Source organism: Bradyrhizobium sp. CCBAU 051011 (genome assembly GCF_009930815.1).
Taxonomy (GTDB): domain Bacteria; phylum Pseudomonadota; class Alphaproteobacteria; order Rhizobiales; family Xanthobacteraceae; genus Bradyrhizobium.
The window spans coordinates 4725145-4742132 of record NZ_CP022222.1; the positions used below are offsets into that span (position 1 = coordinate 4725145).

Annotated in this window: 17 protein-coding genes; 12 read left to right on the forward strand and 5 right to left on the reverse strand. The window is 63.4% G+C overall.

What is annotated here, in order from left to right:
- Window positions 1-64: 64 nt before the first annotated feature.
- From ACH79_RS22130 to ACH79_RS22180, 11 genes are all read left to right on the forward strand, one after another.
- Window positions 65-835 carry a triacylglycerol lipase gene (locus tag ACH79_RS22130; protein WP_161852891.1) on the forward strand — a complete coding sequence of 257 codons (771 nt, stop codon included), beginning with the start codon at window positions 65-67 and terminating at the stop codon, window positions 833-835.
- Window positions 836-1008: 173 nt separating this feature from the next.
- Window positions 1009-1878, forward strand: a complete 870-nt coding sequence (gene paaX, locus ACH79_RS22135; RefSeq protein ID WP_161852892.1) for a phenylacetic acid degradation operon negative regulatory protein PaaX — start codon at window positions 1009-1011, stop codon at window positions 1876-1878.
- Between the two features lie 75 nt (window positions 1879-1953).
- Window positions 1954-2946 carry a 1,2-phenylacetyl-CoA epoxidase subunit PaaA gene (paaA, locus tag ACH79_RS22140; RefSeq protein ID WP_161852893.1) on the forward strand — a complete coding sequence of 331 codons (993 nt, stop codon included), beginning with the start codon at window positions 1954-1956 and terminating at the stop codon, window positions 2944-2946.
- Between the two features lie 11 nt (window positions 2947-2957).
- Entirely contained in the window at window positions 2958-3245 is a 288-nt protein-coding gene (gene paaB / locus ACH79_RS22145) for a 1,2-phenylacetyl-CoA epoxidase subunit PaaB (protein ID WP_057844448.1), read from the forward strand.
- Window positions 3246-3373: 128 nt separating this feature from the next.
- Window positions 3374-4150: a 1,2-phenylacetyl-CoA epoxidase subunit PaaC gene (gene paaC, locus ACH79_RS22150; RefSeq protein ID WP_161856492.1), complete on the forward strand. Its 777-nt coding sequence runs from the start codon at window positions 3374-3376 to the stop codon at window positions 4148-4150.
- Complete coding sequence (gene paaD / locus ACH79_RS22155) at window positions 4144-4647, forward strand: 1,2-phenylacetyl-CoA epoxidase subunit PaaD (protein ID WP_161852894.1); 504 nt, start codon at window positions 4144-4146, stop codon at window positions 4645-4647. The genes paaC and paaD overlap by 7 nt, the downstream gene beginning before the upstream one ends.
- Before the next feature lie 167 nt (window positions 4648-4814).
- Window positions 4815-5894, forward strand: coding sequence for a 1,2-phenylacetyl-CoA epoxidase subunit PaaE (gene paaE, locus ACH79_RS22160; RefSeq protein ID WP_161852895.1), 1080 nt, complete (start codon window positions 4815-4817; stop codon window positions 5892-5894).
- 222 nt (window positions 5895-6116) lie between these two features.
- A complete protein-coding gene (gene paaI, locus ACH79_RS22165; RefSeq protein ID WP_161852896.1) occupies window positions 6117-6569 on the forward strand; it encodes a hydroxyphenylacetyl-CoA thioesterase PaaI in 453 nt (150 codons plus the stop codon).
- Between the two features lie 31 nt (window positions 6570-6600).
- A complete protein-coding gene (gene paaK / locus ACH79_RS22170) occupies window positions 6601-7926 on the forward strand; it encodes a phenylacetate--CoA ligase PaaK (protein WP_371419465.1) in 1326 nt (441 codons plus the stop codon).
- Window positions 7927-7959: 33 nt separating this feature from the next.
- Complete coding sequence (locus ACH79_RS22175; RefSeq protein ID WP_161852898.1) at window positions 7960-8979, forward strand: zinc-binding alcohol dehydrogenase family protein; 1020 nt, start codon at window positions 7960-7962, stop codon at window positions 8977-8979.
- A gap of 236 nt (window positions 8980-9215) precedes the next feature.
- Window positions 9216-10274, forward strand: coding sequence for a YeeE/YedE family protein (locus ACH79_RS22180; protein ID WP_202639014.1), 1059 nt, complete (start codon window positions 9216-9218; stop codon window positions 10272-10274).
- On the opposite strand, the gene ACH79_RS22185 is transcribed toward ACH79_RS22180, so the two are convergent.
- From ACH79_RS22185 to ACH79_RS22200, 4 genes are all read right to left on the reverse strand, one after another.
- On the reverse strand, window positions 10271-11497 hold the full coding sequence (locus tag ACH79_RS22185) for a bifunctional alpha/beta hydrolase/OsmC family protein (protein WP_161852899.1): 1227 nt from the start codon (window positions 11495-11497) through the stop codon (window positions 10271-10273). The genes ACH79_RS22180 and ACH79_RS22185 overlap by 4 nt on opposite strands.
- A gap of 26 nt (window positions 11498-11523) precedes the next feature.
- Entirely contained in the window at window positions 11524-12189 is a 666-nt protein-coding gene (locus tag ACH79_RS22190; RefSeq protein ID WP_161852900.1) for a sulfite oxidase-like oxidoreductase, read from the reverse strand.
- 24 nt (window positions 12190-12213) lie between these two features.
- Window positions 12214-13536, reverse strand: coding sequence for an MFS transporter (locus ACH79_RS22195; RefSeq protein ID WP_161852901.1), 1323 nt, complete (start codon window positions 13534-13536; stop codon window positions 12214-12216).
- Between the two features lie 150 nt (window positions 13537-13686).
- Window positions 13687-15108 carry an amidase gene (locus ACH79_RS22200; RefSeq protein WP_246738064.1) on the reverse strand — a complete coding sequence of 474 codons (1422 nt, stop codon included), beginning with the start codon at window positions 15106-15108 and terminating at the stop codon, window positions 13687-13689.
- A 106-nt stretch (window positions 15109-15214) separates the two neighbouring features.
- Here ACH79_RS22200 and ACH79_RS22205 point away from each other — a divergent pair, with 106 nt between their 5' ends.
- Window positions 15215-16066, forward strand: coding sequence for an alpha/beta hydrolase (locus ACH79_RS22205; RefSeq protein ID WP_161852903.1), 852 nt, complete (start codon window positions 15215-15217; stop codon window positions 16064-16066).
- 109 nt (window positions 16067-16175) lie between these two features.
- Here the strand turns inward: ACH79_RS22205 and ACH79_RS22210 are convergent, their stop codons facing one another.
- On the reverse strand, window positions 16176-16952 hold the full coding sequence (locus ACH79_RS22210) for an SDR family oxidoreductase (protein ID WP_161852904.1): 777 nt from the start codon (window positions 16950-16952) through the stop codon (window positions 16176-16178).
- Between the last annotated feature and the right edge of the window lie 36 nt (window positions 16953-16988).

Consider the following 16988-nt stretch of genomic DNA (forward strand, 5'->3'; position numbering starts at 1 on the left):
GTCTACTTAACTGAACCAGTGGCCGGCTGCCGCGACGTAAGGGGCCGACCCGAGAGGAGACATAATGTCCGTTGCTGCACAGACGCTTTCGCCGCCGTCCAGAACCCTGATGTTTCTGGAGGGACGAGCGATTTCCGAATTAGGTGCGTTTCTTGGTGCATTGCCGCTCCTGAGTCTCGCGCCGCGCGGCGATGGTCATCCGGTGCTGGTGTTGCCCGGGCTTGTCGCTTCCGATACGTCGACGCGGCCGCTACGCAGCTTCTTGCGCAATCGCGGCTACGCCGTCTCAGGCTGGCGCCAGGGCCGCAATCTCGGTCTGCGCCATGGCGTGCAGAACGCGATGGTCGATCTCGTGCAGGAGTTGAACGATACACATGGCCGCAAGGTCTCGCTGGTCGGCTGGAGCCTCGGCGGCCTCTACGCGCGCCAGCTCGCCAAGATGATGCCGGAGCGCGTGCGCTCGGTGATTACGCTCGGCAGCCCGTTTGCGTCGGGCCCGAAGGCGACTAACGCCTGGCGCGTCTACGAGATCGCGAGCGGCCGCCGCGCCGACGAAGAGGATGCCCGTTTCGGCGGCGCGCTGTCTTCGACGCCGCCGGTGCCGACCACCGCCATCTTCAGCCGCACCGACGGCATCTGCGCCTGGCAGGGCTGCATGGAGCAGACCTCGGCGACGTCAGAGAGCATCGAAGTCGAGAGCAGCCATTGCGGCATGGGCCATCATCCGGCCGCCGTCTACGCGGTTGCCGATCGATTGGCGCAGCCGGAAGGCGAGTGGGCGCCGTTCGATCGGAGCGGCTGGCGCGGCCTGGTTTATCCGAACCCGCATCGCTAGCCGGCTCGCGCGCCGGGCGCTCTTTAGCCTCGCCCGGTGAGGGGGCTATCCGCGTACTCCCGTCTATCTCGTTTGCGGAAGCAGCCCCTCATCCCGACCTTCTCCCCGGACGCGGGGAGAAGGAGAAGAGCGACCGTTGTCGCTATCCCAAAAAACGCGCTATGCCTTGACGCATGCCGCCGCCGCTTGCCCGCATTATCCAGCAGTTGAAGCGCGAACCGTCGCGCACCGGCTCCATCGTTATCACAGTGTTCGGCGATGCCATTGTGCCGCGCGGCGGCTCGGTCTGGCTCGGCACGCTGCTGGAATTCTTCGAGCAGCTAGACATCGACGCCAGCGTGGTGCGTACCGCGATGTCGCGGCTGACCGCGGACGGCTGGTTCGAGCGCAGCAAGATCGGTCGCAATAGCTTCTATCGTCTGGTGCAGAGTGGGCGGCAAACTTTTGATATCGCAACGAAACACATCTATGGCCCGCCGGCCTCCGACTGGACCGGGCGGTTCGAACTGCTGCTGATCGGCAATGGCGAAGACCGCGACGCTTCGCGCGAGGCGCTGAAGAATGCAGGCTTCGGCAGTCCGCTGCCGGGCGTGTGGGTAGCGCCGTCGGGCGTGCCGGTGCCGGAAGAAGCCGCGAGCGCCATTCGCCTCGAAGTCTCCGCCGAAGACGACAGTGGCCGGCGCCTGCTCAGCGAGAGCTGGCCGCTGCATCGCACCGCGGACGCCTATCAGAAGTTCATGAAAACCTTCGCGCCGCTACGGGAGTGGATCGGCCGTGGCGAGCGGCTGACGGAAGCCGACGCCTTTACCGCGCGTGTGCTGCTGATCCACCATTACCGCCGCGTCGTGCTGCGCGACCCGCTATTGCCGACCGCACTGTTGCCCGCGGACTGGCCGGGCAGGGCGGCCCGGAGGCTCTGCGGCGAAATCTATCGCGCGCTGCTTCCCGCGTCCGAACAATGGCTTGACCGCCATGCCACCAACGAAAGCGGCCCCTTGCCAAAGCCCGGCGCGGAACTTTCGAAGCGCTTTGGCGATCCGTAAATATGTTACAGAATTATATTGCATATCGTAATTTATGTTATATATTGCCTCCCAACAAATACCGGGAGGTCCGCCATGTACACGCAGGCGCTCAATACGTCCGAGGGCGAAGACCGCAACATTGAGGACGCCGAACGGGCTGCGCAGTTTCAGGCGCGGATCGATGCCGACGAGCGCATCGAGCCGAACGACTGGATGCCGGCGGCCTATCGCAAGACGCTGACGCGGCAGATCTCCCAGCACGCGCATTCCGAAATCGTCGGCATGCTTCCCGAAGGCAACTGGATCACCCGCGCGCCGTCGCTGCGCCGCAAGGCCGCGCTGCTCGCCAAGGTGCAGGACGAATGCGGCCACGGGCTCTATCTCTACGCGGCCGCCGAAACGCTCGGCACTTCGCGTGAAGAGCTGGTCGACCTGATGCTGGCGGGGAAGGCAAAATATTCCTCGATCTTCAACTATCCGACGCTGACCTGGGCCGATATCGGCACCATCGGCTGGCTGGTCGACGGCGCCGCGATCATGAACCAGATTCCGCTGTGCCGTTGCTCCTATGGTCCCTATGCGCGCGCGATGATCCGCGTCTGCAAGGAAGAATCTTTCCATCAGCGCCAGGGCTTTGAGATCATGCTGACGCTGTGCCGCGGCACCGCCGAGCAGAAGGCGATGGCGCAGGATGCGCTGAACCGCTGGTGGTGGCCCGTCCTGATGATGTTCGGTCCGCCCGACCAGGTCAGTCAGCACAGCGACACCTCCACCAGGTGGAAGATCAAGCGCTTTTCCAATGACGAGCTGCGCCAGAAATTCGTCGACGCCACCGTGCCGCAGGCGCAGTTCCTCGGGTTGACGATTCCCGATCCCGGCATGAAGCAGAACGCGAACGGAAACTGGGAATACAGCGCGATCGACTGGGAAGAGTTCAAGCAGGTGTTGGCCGGTAACGGCCCATGCAATCGCGATCGCCTCGCGGCGCGGCGCAAGGCACATGAGGACGGCGCCTGGGTGCGCGAGGCTGCGATGGCCTATGCCGGCAAGCGCCGGCAGCGCGCCGCCTTGCAGGCCGCAGAGTAGGGAGACAGCTAATGGCAACGCCGAACATTCCGCTCTGGGAAGTTTTCATCCGCAGCCGCAACGGGCTGGCGCACAAGCATGTCGGCTCGCTGCACGCCACCGACGCCACGCTGGCGCTGCAGGCCGCGCGCGACATCTATACCCGCCGCGGCGAGGGCCTCTCGATCTGGGTGGTGCCGTCGAGCGCCATCACCGCATCCGATCCATCCGAGAAGGGCATGATGTTCGAGCCGGCGGAGTCGAAGATCTACCGGCACCCGACGTTTTACGACGTGCCTGATGAAGTGGGACATATGTAGCCGTCATGGTGAGGAGGCGCGCAGCGCCGTCTCGAACCATGTAGCCCGCGGCCCATCCTTCGAGACGCCTGCTACACAGGCTCCTCAGGATGACGTTTATGAACAAGTGGATGCAAGGACGAAGGTATATGACCGTCGCCAACATCACCGTCTCCGAAACACCGCTGGTGCTCTACACCTTGCGCCGCGCCGACGATGCGCTGATCCTCGGCCATCGGCTGTCGGAGTGGTGCGGCCACGCACCGATGCTGGAAGAGGACATGGCGCTCGCCAATATGGGGCTCGACCTGCTCGGCCAGGCCCGCGAGCTCTATTCCTATGCCGCCAAGGTCGAGGGCAGGGACAACGACGAAGACAAGTTCGCCTATCTGCGCGACGTCAGGCAGTATCGCAATTTGCTGCTGCTGGAACAGCCGAACGGTGATTTTGCGCGAACGATGGTGCGGCAATTCCTCTACGCCACCTTCGCCGATCTCTACTGGCGCGCGATGATGCGTTCCACCGATCCGACGCTAGCGGCGATCGCGGCGAAGTCGGAAAAGGAAAGCGCCTACCACGTCCGCCATTCCTCGGAATGGATCGTCCGCCTCGGCGACGGCACCGAGGAAAGCCACCGCCGCGCGCAATCGGCCATCGACGAGCTCTGGGCTTTCACCGGCGAGATGTTCGCGGTCGACGACAGCGAGCGCGGCCTGATCGACGCCGGCATCGCGATTGATCCCGCACCATTGCGCACGCAATGGCTGAAGACGATCACTGGCGTCGTCGGCGAGGCGACGCTCGCGTTACCGAAGAACGACTGGATGCAGCAGGGCGGCCGCAGCGGCCGGCACAGCGAGCATCTCGGCCACCTCCTCAGCGAACTGCAATCGATGCAGCGGACCTTTCCGGAGGCAACATGGTGACGGCGGTATCAGGCGACACCGAGATGCGCCGGCGCGCCTGGGAGGCGGCTTCGCAGGTCGTCGATCCCGAAATCCCGGTGCTCACCATCGCCGATCTCGGCGTGCTGCGCGAGGTCGAGGTCCATGACGGCCGCGTCGAGGTCGCGATCACGCCGACCTATTCGGGCTGCCCCGCCATGAACATGATCGCGCTTGAAATCGAGCTGGCGCTCGAGCGCGCCGGTTTCGGGCGGCCGACCATCCGAACTGTGCTCTCACCGGCCTGGACCACCGACTGGATGAGCGAGGACGGCCGCAACAAGCTACGGGAATACGGCATCGCGCCGCCGCAAGCGTCGAATTCGCGCCGCGCGCTGTTCGGCGAGCAGCGGGTGACCTGTCCGCAGTGCGGCTCGGCAAATACCGAGCTGCTGTCCGAATTCGGCTCGACCTCATGCAAGGCACTGTGGCGCTGCAAGGCCTGCCGCGAACCGTTCGATTATTTCAAGTGTCATTGATCATGTCTTCATTCAGCGTAGCCCGAGAGGGAGTGCCGTCATTGCGAGCGAAGCGAAGCAATCCATGCCTCCATGCGACGCGAGATGGATTGCTTCCGCCTTCGCTCTTCGAGCTACGGCGGACAAGTCGTCGCTTCGCTCCTCGCAATGACGCGGGGAGATAGCAGATGTCCCTTGCTCCACGCTTTCATCGTCTTGCCGTCAATGACCTTCGCCGCGAGGCCGCTGACGCCGTATCGATGACATTCGTCATCCCGAAAGAGCTGGAGGGCGACTACAGCTTCACCCCCGGCCAATACCTCACCCTGCGCACGACGATGGACGGCGAGGAAGTGCGCCGTTCCTATTCGATCTGCTCCGGCCCTGACGACGGTGAGCTGCGCATTGCCGTGAAGAAGGTCGATGGCGGCGCGTTCTCCAATTGGGCCGCGGACGAGTTGAAGTCCGGCGACGAGCTCGATGTGATGACGCCGACCGGCCGCTTCGGCATTGCGCATGCGCCCGAGGAGTCGCGCGTCTATGTCGGCTTCGCCGCCGGAAGCGGCATCACGCCGATCCTGTCGATCGTCAAGGGCGTGCTGGCGCGCGAGCCGAACAGCCGCTTCTTCCTGTTCTACGGCAACCGCTCGACATCGAACATGCTGTTCCTCGAAGAGCTGGAGGAATTGAAAGACCGTTTCATGCAGCGGCTGTCGCTGTTCCACGTTATTTCAGGCGAAGAGCAGGATATCCCGATCCTGCACGGCCGGCTCGACGGCGAGAAGGTGCGCGTGCTGCTGCGCTCGCTGGTGCCGGCATCGAGCGTCGATCACGTCTTCATCTGCGGTCCGATGGGCATGAGCGAGGATATCGAGGCGACCTGCCGTGATATCGGCATCGCTGAGGATCGTATTCACGTCGAGCGCTTCGTCTCGGAATTCGGCGGCAAGCCGCGTCCGAAGAAGGTGATCGAACTCTCGGCGCCGCCCAAGGCGATGGCGTCGTTGATTATCGACGGCAAGCGCCGCGAGGTGCCGGTCGCTGAAGGTGAGGCTATCCTCGACGCCGCGTTGCGTGCCGGCATGGACCTGCCATTCGCCTGCAAGGGCGGCATGTGCTCGACCTGCCGCGCCAAGCTGGTCGAGGGCGACGCGCAGATGGAGCTCAATTATTCGCTGGAGCCGTGGGAACTGAAGGCAGGCTTCATCCTGACCTGCCAGGCGCGGCCCTGTTCGGACAAGGTCGTGGTGGATTACGATCACGTGTGACCACGGCGTCATTCCGGAGCGATGCGAAGCATCGAATCCGGAATCTCGAGATTCCGGGTCTGGTCCTTCGGACCATCCCGGAATGACAAACTGAGAAATAGCGGGATCGTTGACACCTCAGGTGCTTCGACCCAACATTGACTACGTAAAGAGGCCAAACAGGCCCGCAACGATACAGGGAGAGAACGTCGTGGAACCGTCTCGCAGAGCGGGCAACCCGCTATGAACGTCGCGCTTTCGCCCGACGAGATTGCCCGCGCCTGCGCGGATGCGATGTGGAAGGAAGACGACGCCAGCAAGGGCCTCGGCATGAAGATTGTCGAGGTAAAACCCGGCTTCGCGACGCTGACGATGACGGTGCAGCCGCACATGGTCAACGGCCAGCGTATTGCCCATGGCGGCTTCATCTTCCTGCTGGCCGATTCCACTTTCGCCTTTGCCTGCAACTCCCGGAATGAGCGCGCAGTCGCCGCGCAATGCGACATCGCCTTTATCCGTCCGGGCAAGCTCGGCGACGTGCTGGTCGCGACCGCGCGCGAAATCTCGCGCAACGGTCGGTCCGGAATTTACGACGTTCGTGTCACCGCCGGCGATGTCGTGATCGCCGAATTCCGCGGCCATTCCCGCACCATCGCCGGCACATGGCTGCCGGTTGCGGGCAACGAGGCCGGTTAAGCATACAGACCAAGGGGAACGCACCATGGCCATGGCAAAACCAAAATCCAGCGGAAGTGGTTATAGCGCTGAATTGGATGAGGCCGAGCGCGCCTCTCGCGACGAGATCATGGCATTGCAAACCGGGCGCCTCGCCTGGTCACTCAAGCACGCCTACGACAACGTCGCGCATTACAGGAAAGCCTTCGATGCGGCCGGCGTGCATCCGTCCGATTTCAGAGAGCTTTCCGATCTCGGCAAATTCCCGTTCACGGTGAAGACGGATTTGCGCGACAATTACCCCTTCAACATGTTTGCGGTACCCCGCGAAAAGCTGGTTCGCGTTCATGCCTCCTCGGGCACGACAGGCAAGCCGATCGTGGTCGGCTACACGCAAGGCGACATCGACATCTGGTCGGAGGTGATGGCCCGCTCGATCCGCGCCGCCGGCGGCCGCACCGGCATGATCATTCATAATTCCTATGGCTATGGCCTCTTCACCGGCGGCCTCGGCGCGCATTACGGCGCCGAAAAGCTCGGCTGCACGGTGGTGCCGGTTTCCGGGGGCATGACCGAGCGGCAGGTGCAACTGATCAATGACTTCAAACCCGACATCATCACGGTGACGCCGAGCTACATGCTGGCTATTCTCGACGAGTTCAAGCGGCAGGGTCTCGACCCCAGAAAATCGTCGCTAAAATTCGGCATCTTCGGCGCCGAGCCTTGGACCAACGCGATGCGCGTCGAGATCGAGCAGGCCTTCGACATGGACGCGACCGATATTTACGGGCTGTCGGAGGTGATCGGCCCCGGCGTCGCGCAGGAATGCGTGGAGACCAAGGATGGCCTGCACATCTGGGAGGATCATTTCTACCCCGAGGTGATCGATGCCGAAACGGGGAAGGTGCTGCCGGACGGCGAGAAGGGGGAGCTCGTCTTCACCTCGCTGACCAAGCAGGGCTTTCCGATCATCCGCTACCGCACCCGCGATCTGACGCGGCTGTTGCCGGGCACCGCGCGCCCCGGCATGCGGCGCATGGAAAAGGTGACGGGACGTTCCGACGACATGATCATCCTGCGCGGCGTCAACGTCTTTCCCACCCAGATAGAGGAAGCGCTGCTCGCCACCGATTGGTGTGGCGGCCATTTCATCATCGAACTGACGCGCGAGGGGCGGATGGACGAGATGACCGTGCTCGCCGAAGCCCGCCCCGAAAGTTGGGACGGCAGCGGGATGTTGCCACACGCCGAAAAGGTCGCGCTCTTCATTAAGAACACCATCGGCATTACCGCCCGGATCAAGGCCGTCGCGCCAAACACCTTGGAGCGTTCGCTTGGCAAAGCGAAACGGGTTTACGACAAGCGGCCGAAAGAGTAACTCCTGCTGCTCAGAAGCCAGCAGGAATGCCTGATGTCATTTGCCGAGAAGCCCGATGTTCGATCTGCCAAGGTCCAGGCGCGCTGTGTCCGCCTGCCGGCGAAGGCAGGCGATGCCGCGTCGCTCGCGCCGGTCATCGAGACGCACGCGCTGTCGCGCGGCGAAAATGATCTGCTCATCGAGCTGAAGGCCGCCGCCGTCAATCCATCCGACGTGAAGGCTGCGACCGGGCTGATGCCCTATGCCGTATTCCCGCGCACGCCGGGCCGCGACTATGCGGGCGTCGTGATCGACGGGCCCGAGGCGTGGATCGGACGCGAGGTGTTCGGCTCCTCCGGCGATCTCGGCATTCGCCGGGACGGCACGCATGCCACGCATCTCGTGGTCGAAGCCGACGCCGTGGTGGAGAAGCCGAAAAGCATTTCATGGGAGGAGGCCGCCGGCATCGGCGTGCCCTTTGTCACCGCCATGGAAGGCTTGCGCCGCGCCGGCATTCCGAAAGCCGGCGAGACCGTGCTGGTGATGGGCGTCAACGGCAAGGTCGGGCAGGCGGCGACGCAGATCGCGAACTGGCACGGCGCGCGGGTGATCGGTGTCGTGCGCAAGAACGAGCCGTATGAGGGCCACTCCAATTCGAAAGTTGAAGTTATCGACGCCTCCATCACCGATGTTGCGGCACGCGTGCGTGGGCTCACGGGTGGCAAGGGTGCCGATATCGTGTTCAATACGGTCGGCGATCCATATTTCCAGGCCGCGCACCAGTCGCTGGCCTTGCGCGGACGCCAGATCCTGATCGCCGCCGTCGACCGGATCGTGCAGTTCAACATTCTGGAGTTCTATCGCGGCCAGCACACGTATGTGGGCATCGATACGCTCGGCCTGTCGTCGGTCGCGACCGGGACGGTGCTGCGTGAACTCGCTCCCGGCTTCGCCGGCGGCCACCTCAAGCCGTTCCCGATCAAACGGGCGGCGATCTATCCGCTGGAACAGGCGAAGGCTGCCTTCATCGCGGTGGCCGGCTCGTCGCGGGACCGGGTGATTTTGCGGCCTTGAAGTCAGGCATTTGCCGGAATCGCGGGATTCCGCCATTTTTCATGGGGAACAATCTGCCGTTCTACAATCGCATGCAACGATTTTGTTCTGCTGTCGGCGATCCCGGCGATCGATTCATTCTCCGGATCGTTAGTCCGTGGACGTGCGTCCCTTTCCAACATATTAGCAACCGCTGAAATTGCTTCCTATTTGAGCGGTGACGGCTGGAGCGGCCGCGAAGGAACAGGGAAACGCCAGTGCTGGACAGCGCCAATATTGTCGTCATCAGCGGATTGCTCATCGGCCTCGTCTATGGATCGGTGGGATTGCTAAGCGGGTTCTGCCTGCTCAGCAGCCTCAGGGGTTTCTGGGCCGAAGGCGACGGCCGGCTGGTGCGCACCTATGCGCTGGCGATCGGCGTGGCGGTTGTCATGACGCAGTTGCTGGCCGCGGGCGGGTTTGTCGATATTGGCAAGTCGATCTATCTGCAGCCGTCGTTCTCTGCGCCGGTGATGTTCTTCGGCGGGCTGTTGTTCGGCTACGGCATGGTGCTGTCGAACGGCTGCGGCTCGCGCGCGCTGGTGCTGCTCGGGCGCGGCAACCTCCGTTCCTTCGTGGTGGTGGTCGTGCTGGCGATTTTCGCCCAGATGACGCTGAAGGGCTTGATCGCGCCGTCGCGCATCGCGATGGTCGGCGCGTCACAGACGACGACAAATGCGAACTCGGTGCCGGCCTTGCTGGCTAGCGCAGGCTTGAGCGCTACAGCCGCGCGCATGCTGGCCGCGTCGATCATCTCGGCCGCGCTGATCATCTTCGCCTTTGCGCATCCGGCATTCCGGCGCTCGCCGGGCCAGATCGCCGCGGGCCTCGTGATCGGCCTGTTGGTGGCAGGCGGTTGGTTTGCCACCGGCTATCTCGGCGCCGACGATTTCAATCCCGTGCCGGTGACCTCGCTCACCTTCATCGCGCCGATCGCAGACGCGCTGCAATACGTCATGCTGTCGACGGGCTCGACGCTGAATTTCGGCATTGTCACGGTGTTCGGCGTGTTCGCCGGCAGTCTTGCGACCGCGCTGCTGACCGGGCGTTTTCAGCTCGAGGGCTTTCAGTCGCCGCGCCACATGCTGCGCTCCGGTGGCGGTGCGGCGCTGATGGGGGCGGGCGGCGTGATGGCGTTCGGCTGCTCGATCGGGCAGGGCCTGACCGGATTCTCCACCCTGGCGCTGGCGTCGCTGCTTGCCTTCGCCGGCATTCTCGTCGGCACTGCCGCGGGCTTGCGCGGCGCACTGCGCGTCCGCCCGCTGGCCGCGGCCTAATCCGCCGCCTGCGTCACGATCCGGATCTCCGACGTCAGCGTCCGGTGCACCGGGCACTTGTCGGCGATCTCCATCAGCCGCGCGCGCTGGTCGGCATCCAGCGTGCTGCCCTCAATCGAGATGATGCGGTCGATCTGATCCAGCATGCCCTCGCGGGTTTCGCATTCGGCGCAATCCTTCGCGTGAATCTTGCTGTGTTTGAGCGTCACGGTAACGCGGTCGAGCGGTAGCGACTTGCGGTCGGCATACATCCGCATCGTCATCGAGGTGCAGGCGCCAAGGCCTGCGAGCAGGAAATCATACGGTCCCGGTCCGCTGTCCTGGCCGCCGGCGGCAACCGGCTCGTCCGCCAGCATCTGGTGCGGGCCCGTTGTCACAGTCTGCTGGAATTTGCTGTTGCGGGTTTCCCGCACCACGACGTGGCGTGGCGTCTCGCTCGGGACCGCGGCCGGCTGGACGGCGGCGGGCTCGATATAGCGCTCGACCCAGGAGGCGATCACGCCAGCGACATAGGCGCCGTCCTGCTTGCCACTCAACAGATGATCCGTGCCCGACAGCGAAACGAAACTCTTGGGATGCTTGGCTGCCACGAAAATGTTCGTGGCATTGTCGATCCCCACGGTGTCGTCGGTCGGCGAATGCATGATCAGCAGCGCCTTGTGCAGCTTGGTGATGTGGGACATCAGGCTGTGTTCAGCGACATCATCGAGGAATTCGCGCTTGATATGGAACGGCCGGCCGGCAAGCTGAACTTCGACCTTGCCATGCTTGCGGATGTCCTCGATGCGATCCTTGAACAGATGCGTGACATGCACGGGATCGGAGGGGGCCGCGATCGTCACGACAGCTTTCGCATCCGGGATTTTTCCTGCCGCCGCGAGGATCGCTGCGCCACCGAGGCTGTGCCCGATCAGAATCGCAGGTGCGCCGCGTGTTTCGCGCAGATGATCAGCGGCGCGGACGAGGTCGGCGACGTTGGACGTAAAGGTCGAGTTGGCGAACTCGCCCTCGCTGGAGCCGAGGCCGGTAAAGTCGAACCGCAGCACGGCGATGCCCTTTGCGGCGAGCGCGGTTGCGATGCGCTTGGCCGCCAATACGTCCTTGCCGCAAGTGAAGCAGTGCGCAAACAGCGCGTAGGCGCGAATAGGTCCGTCCGGTGTGTCCAGGGCGGCGGCGAGCTGATGGCCGCCTTCACCGGTGAATTGAAAGCGTTCGTGCGGCACGGATGTTCTCCCCTAAAGCGTTAGGTCTAGTCGCCAGAGTAACGCTGCTCGGCCCAGGGATCACCGCGATTGTGGTAACCGCGGACTTCCCAATAGCCCGGCGCATCCTCTACAAGAAATTCGATGCTCTGCAGCCACTTCGCGCTTTTCCAGAAATAGAGATGCGGCACAACGAGGCGCACCGGGCCGCCATGCTCTTGCTCCAGCGGCGCGCCCGACCAGCTATGAACGAGGATCGCGTCCTCGGCGGCAAAGTCTTCCAGCGCCAGATTGGTAGTGTAGCCGTCATGGGAATGCAGCACCACGAAGCGGGCCTCCTCGCGTGGCCGGCAGGCGTCGAGCAGATCGCGGGTCGCGAGCCCTTCCCACTGATTGTCGTAGCGCGACCAAGTCGTGACGCAGTGGATGTCCGATACGAACTTGCTTTGTGCCTGCGCAGAAAACTGCGCAAAATCCCAGAACAGCGGATGCTCGACTGCGCCGTATACATCGAGCCGCCAGCGCTCGCGCGAAATGCTCGGCGTAAGCCCGAGATCGAGCGTCGGCCAGTCCCTGGTCAAGTGCTGGCCCGGCGGCAATCGCTGGTCCTCAGGTCGCGAAATCTTGCCGGTGAGAAATTTCCCCTCGCGCGCCCAGCGCTCCTTGCTGCGCGTCAGCTTGCTCTCCGGCGGCGGCTCGTTTTCGTTGGCCATATCTTAAACAGTCACCTGAAACAGTCACTCGTGGCGATGCATTGCGGACGCATGTTTGGTGTCGCGCATGGTCGCATAGATAAGGAGCGAGAGGAAGATCATGCCGCTGAGATAATAATAGAACCAGTCCTCATGCCCCAATGTCTTGAAATAGAGCGCTACGGCGGGCGCGGTGCCGCCGAACAGCGATACCGTGATGGCATAGGGCAGGCCGACGCCGAGCGCGCGGACATTGGTCGGGAATAATTCGGCCTTCACCACGGCGTTGATCGAGGTATAGCCGGCGACGAAAATCCAGGCGGCGCAGATCAGCAGGAAGGCGGTGAACGGCGATTTGGTGTCTTTCAGCGTGGTCAGGATCGGGACCGTCGCCAGTGTGCCCATGACGCCGAAGAAAATCAGCAGCGGCTTGCGGCCGATACGATCGGACAGGCCGCCATAGATCGGCTGCAGCACGGTCGCGAAGATCAGCGAGCCGAAGATCACAAACGTGCTCTGGTCCTCGGTGAGGCCGACGGACAGTTTGACGAAGGTCTGCATGTAGGTGGTGAAGGTATAGAACGCTGCCGTGCCGCCGGCGGTAAGGCCGACCACCAGCAACAATTCGCGCGGATATTTCAAGAGGCCGCGGATCGAGCCGGTTGGTTTTGTCACTTTCTTGGCTTCCTCGAATGCTTCGGTTTCGTGCAGGTTGCGCCGCATGACGGCGGCGAAGATCGCGAGCAGCGCGCCGATCACGAAGGGGATTCGCCAGCCCCAATCCTTTAGTTGCTCCGGTGTCAAAAACACCTTTTGCAGCAGCAACAGCACCATGATCGCCGTGAGCTGGCCGCCGATCAGCGTGACGTATTGAAAGCTCGAATAGAAGCCGCGGTGTTCGGGGTTGGCGACTTCGGTGAGATAGGTGGCGCTGGCGCCGTACTCGCCGCCGAGGCTCAAGCCCTCGATGATGCGCGCCAGCGCCAGAATGGCGGGGGCGGCGATGCCGATGGTGGCATAAGTCGGCGTCACCGCGATGATCAGCGAGCCAAAACACATGCAGACGACGGAAAGCGTCAGCGACAGCCGCCGGCCATAGCGGTCGGCGATGAAGCCGAACAGCCAGCCGCCAAGCGGGCGCATCAGGAACGTTGCCGCAAACAGAACCGCGGCGTTGAGCTGCTGTACGACAGGATCGCTGTTCGGAAAAAAGGCCGGCGCGAAATACAGCGCGAACGCGGTGTAGGCGTAGAAATCGTACCATTCGACGAGGTTACCGATCGAGCCGATGAAGATCGCCTTGACCCGCCGCTCCACGTCCCGGAGGTCAAAATGATCGTCGGCAGATTTGATGGCTTGATCGGTCATGATCCGTCTCCAAGGGCGATCTACGATCCCCTTGTTCCGGATCAATTCGTCACGCACAACAGCCGGAAACGACGACGGCCTATGCCGGGTTCCCCGATCACAAAACGGAGAACGCTGGGCCGGATGGAGCCGTTGCTCTGACAATCGCGCTTACTTGGGCGCCCTTGGGTCGATCGGCGTGGTGCCGCGCAGGCCCAGAATATCCTCCAGCACCTTGGCGCCGGCGAGCAATTGAGCCTCACCGCGCGGCGGCGCCACCACCTGCAGTCCGACCGGTAGGCCGGAAGCGGTGAAGCCGCAGGGCAGCGACAGCGCGGGACAACACACCAGCGTGATCGCATAGACGATGCCGAGCCACTCGATGTAATTGTCGAACTTCTTGCCGGCGCATTCGGCGACGTAGCGGTTCTCGACCGGGAAGGGCGGCACGATGGTCGCAGGCGCGAGCAAAAGATCGTATTTGTCGAAAAATTCCAGCGTGCGCGCGGTCATGGCGACGCGCTGCGCTTCGGCGCGTTCGAGCTGCTCGACCGTCAGCTTGAGGCCTTCCTCGATATTCCAGATCACTTCCGGCTTGAGCAGGTCGCGCTTGGTGCGCAGCAGTGCCGCCCTGGAGAGCGCGAAGTCGAAGGCGCGCAGGACGTGGAAACATTCGTGGGCCTCGCGCAGGTCCGGATGGGCCTCCTCGACGATGGCGCCAGCTTCCGCAAAACGCTGTGCCGCCTTCCGGGTGACGGCGGCGACTTCGGGATCGACCGGCGTGATGCCGAGATCGGGCGAATAGGCGACGCGCTTCGGCTTGCTGCCGGAACGCGCGGCGGAGAGAAACGACGTCGGCAGCACCGGCAGCGAGAGCGGATCGCCGCGATGCTCGCCGCTCATGGCGTCGAGCAGCAGCGCGACGTCTTCGACATTGCGCGCCATCGGACCCTGGACGCCGAGATTGCGATCGACTGCTGCGGCTACCGTATGCGCGACGCGGCCGATGCTTGGCCGCAATCCGACGATGCCGCAGAAGCTGGCGGGGTTGCGCAAGCTCCCGCCCATGTCGGAGCCATGCGCCAGCCACGCCGTGCCGGTCGCGAGCGCCACCGCTGCGCCGCCCGAGGAGCCGGCGGCGGAGCGCGACGTGTCCCATGGATTGCGGGTTGGGCCGAACACTTCGTTGAAGGTGTTGGCGCCGGCGCCGAATTCCGGGGTGTTCGACTTGGCGTAGATCACCCCGCCATTGTTCTCGAGATGCTCGACCAGAAGGTCTGACTTGGTGGGGATCGTATCCTTGTAGATCGGCGAGCCCTGCGTGGTCAGGACGCCGGCGACACTGGTCAGGTCCTTGATCGGGATCGGAAGCCCGGCGAGCAGGCCGCGCTCGCCGGCTGGCTTCTTCATCAGCTCGTTGGCGTGCTTACGGGCACGGTCGAAGCATAGCGTCGGCAGCGCGTTGACCTTGCCGTCGACTTCGGCGATGCGTTTTTCGAGCACATCGAGCAGGTCGAGCGGGGTGACTTCGCCCGATTTCAGCTTGCCGACAATGGCAACCGCCGTCTCCCGCACCAACTCTTGATCAGCCACTTCGCTATCTCCCACGCGTTTCCGTTTGTCCGTCGCAGATGGTGCTGTAGAACATTTTCCGGCAAAGTGGAAACGCACCAAAGTTGTGGCCGATCGGAGATATTGCATGACGACGTTGTTTTCTGCTCTGGACTGGCGCGCGATGAGCCAGCAGGAGCGCGACCTCGGCCTTAATAATGGCGTTGCCGTGCCCGGCAGCGTCGAGATGGTCGCAGGCTGGGCGCAGCGTTCTGCCGAGATGCGCAAGCGTTACGCGGAGCACATCGATCTCCGCTACGGCCCGCGCGACCGCACCCGGATCGATTTCCTGAAAGCCGCCGACGGCGCGCCGACGCTGCTATTTATCCACGGCGGCTACTGGCAGGCGCGCTCCAAGGAGGTTTTCACGATCGTTGCCGAGGGCCCGATGGCGCACGGCATCAATGTGGCGTTGATCGGCTACACGCTGGCGCCAGAGGCGACGCTGGATGAAATCGTCGCCGAAATCCACACCGGTATCGACTTCCTCACCGGACAACTGCCGACGCTTGGCGCTGCTGCCAGTGGCATCGTGGTGTCAGGCTGGTCCGCCGGCGGGCACCTGACGTCGATGGCGCTGTCACACCCGAAGGTGAGGGCGGGCATGGCGATCTCAGGCATCTACGACCTCGAACCGATCCGCCATTCCTATCTCAACGAGAAGCTGCGCGCCGACGAGGCGACGTCGCGTCGCAACTCGCCGATGATGCAGGAAGGCGGCCCGTCGAAGCCGCTGTCACTGGTCGTCGGCAGCGCCGAGTTGCCGCTGCTGCGCAAGCAGACCGCCGATTTCGCCGGCCACCGCGCGCGATATGGATTGCCGGTGACGTATGAGGAAATTCCCGATTCGAACCATTTCACCATCATGTACGAGATGATGTCGCCGAAGGGCAGGATCACAACGCTGATCCGGCAGTTATTTGAGCGCACGACAGGTTAAGTGTCCCCGTCATTGCGAGGAGCGAAGCGACGAAGCAATCCATCTTTCCGCATGCGTGGAGGGATGGATTGCTTCGCTTCGCTCGCAATGACGGTGGAACGATTGGGCGCTAACCCCACCCCGAGGAATGTCCGCCGTCCACCGTAAAGATCACCCCCGACGTATACCCCGACCGGTCCGAGGCCAGGAACGCCATGAGATCACCGATCTCGCGCGCATGGGCGGGCCGGCCGAGCGGCATGCCCTTCTGGAATTCCCTGTATCGATTTTCGTCGCCGAACTGGTTCCTGGCACGCGTCTTCAGCAGCGTCACGTGACGGTCGGTGCCGACCGGTCCGGGATTGATGCCGACCACGCGGATATTGTCGGCGAGGCTCTTGCCGCCGAGCGCGCGGGTGAACGCCATCAGCGCGGCATTGCCGGCACTGCCGCATATATAATTGGCATCGAACTTTTCGCCGGCAGCGCCGATGTCGTTGACGATGACGCCGTGTCCTCGCGCCTTCATCTGCGCGTAGATCGCCCGGGTGAGATTGATGTAGCCGAACACTTTCAGCTCCCAAGCGTGCCGCCAGGTCGCCTCGTCGATCTTGTCGATCGAGCCGCCCGGAATGTCGCCGGCATTGTTGACGAGGATGTCGATATCGGCGGCGTCCTTGACGAGCCGCGCGATGTCCTCGCCCTTGCGCAAGTCGACAACATGTGCGGTTGCGCTGATCTGGTGCGCCGAGCGCAGCCGCTCGGCCAGCGCCTTGAGCTGTTCGCCGTTGCGGGCGGCCAGCATGACGTCGGCTCCCTCTTCGGCAAAGGCTTCGGCCGCGGCCGCGCCAATGCCCTTGGAGGCGCCGGTAATCAGGACACGCTGGCCGCGCAGGTGCAGATCCATGGGAATTCTCGCTTCGGTGAGGGAGGCAGGAAGAGG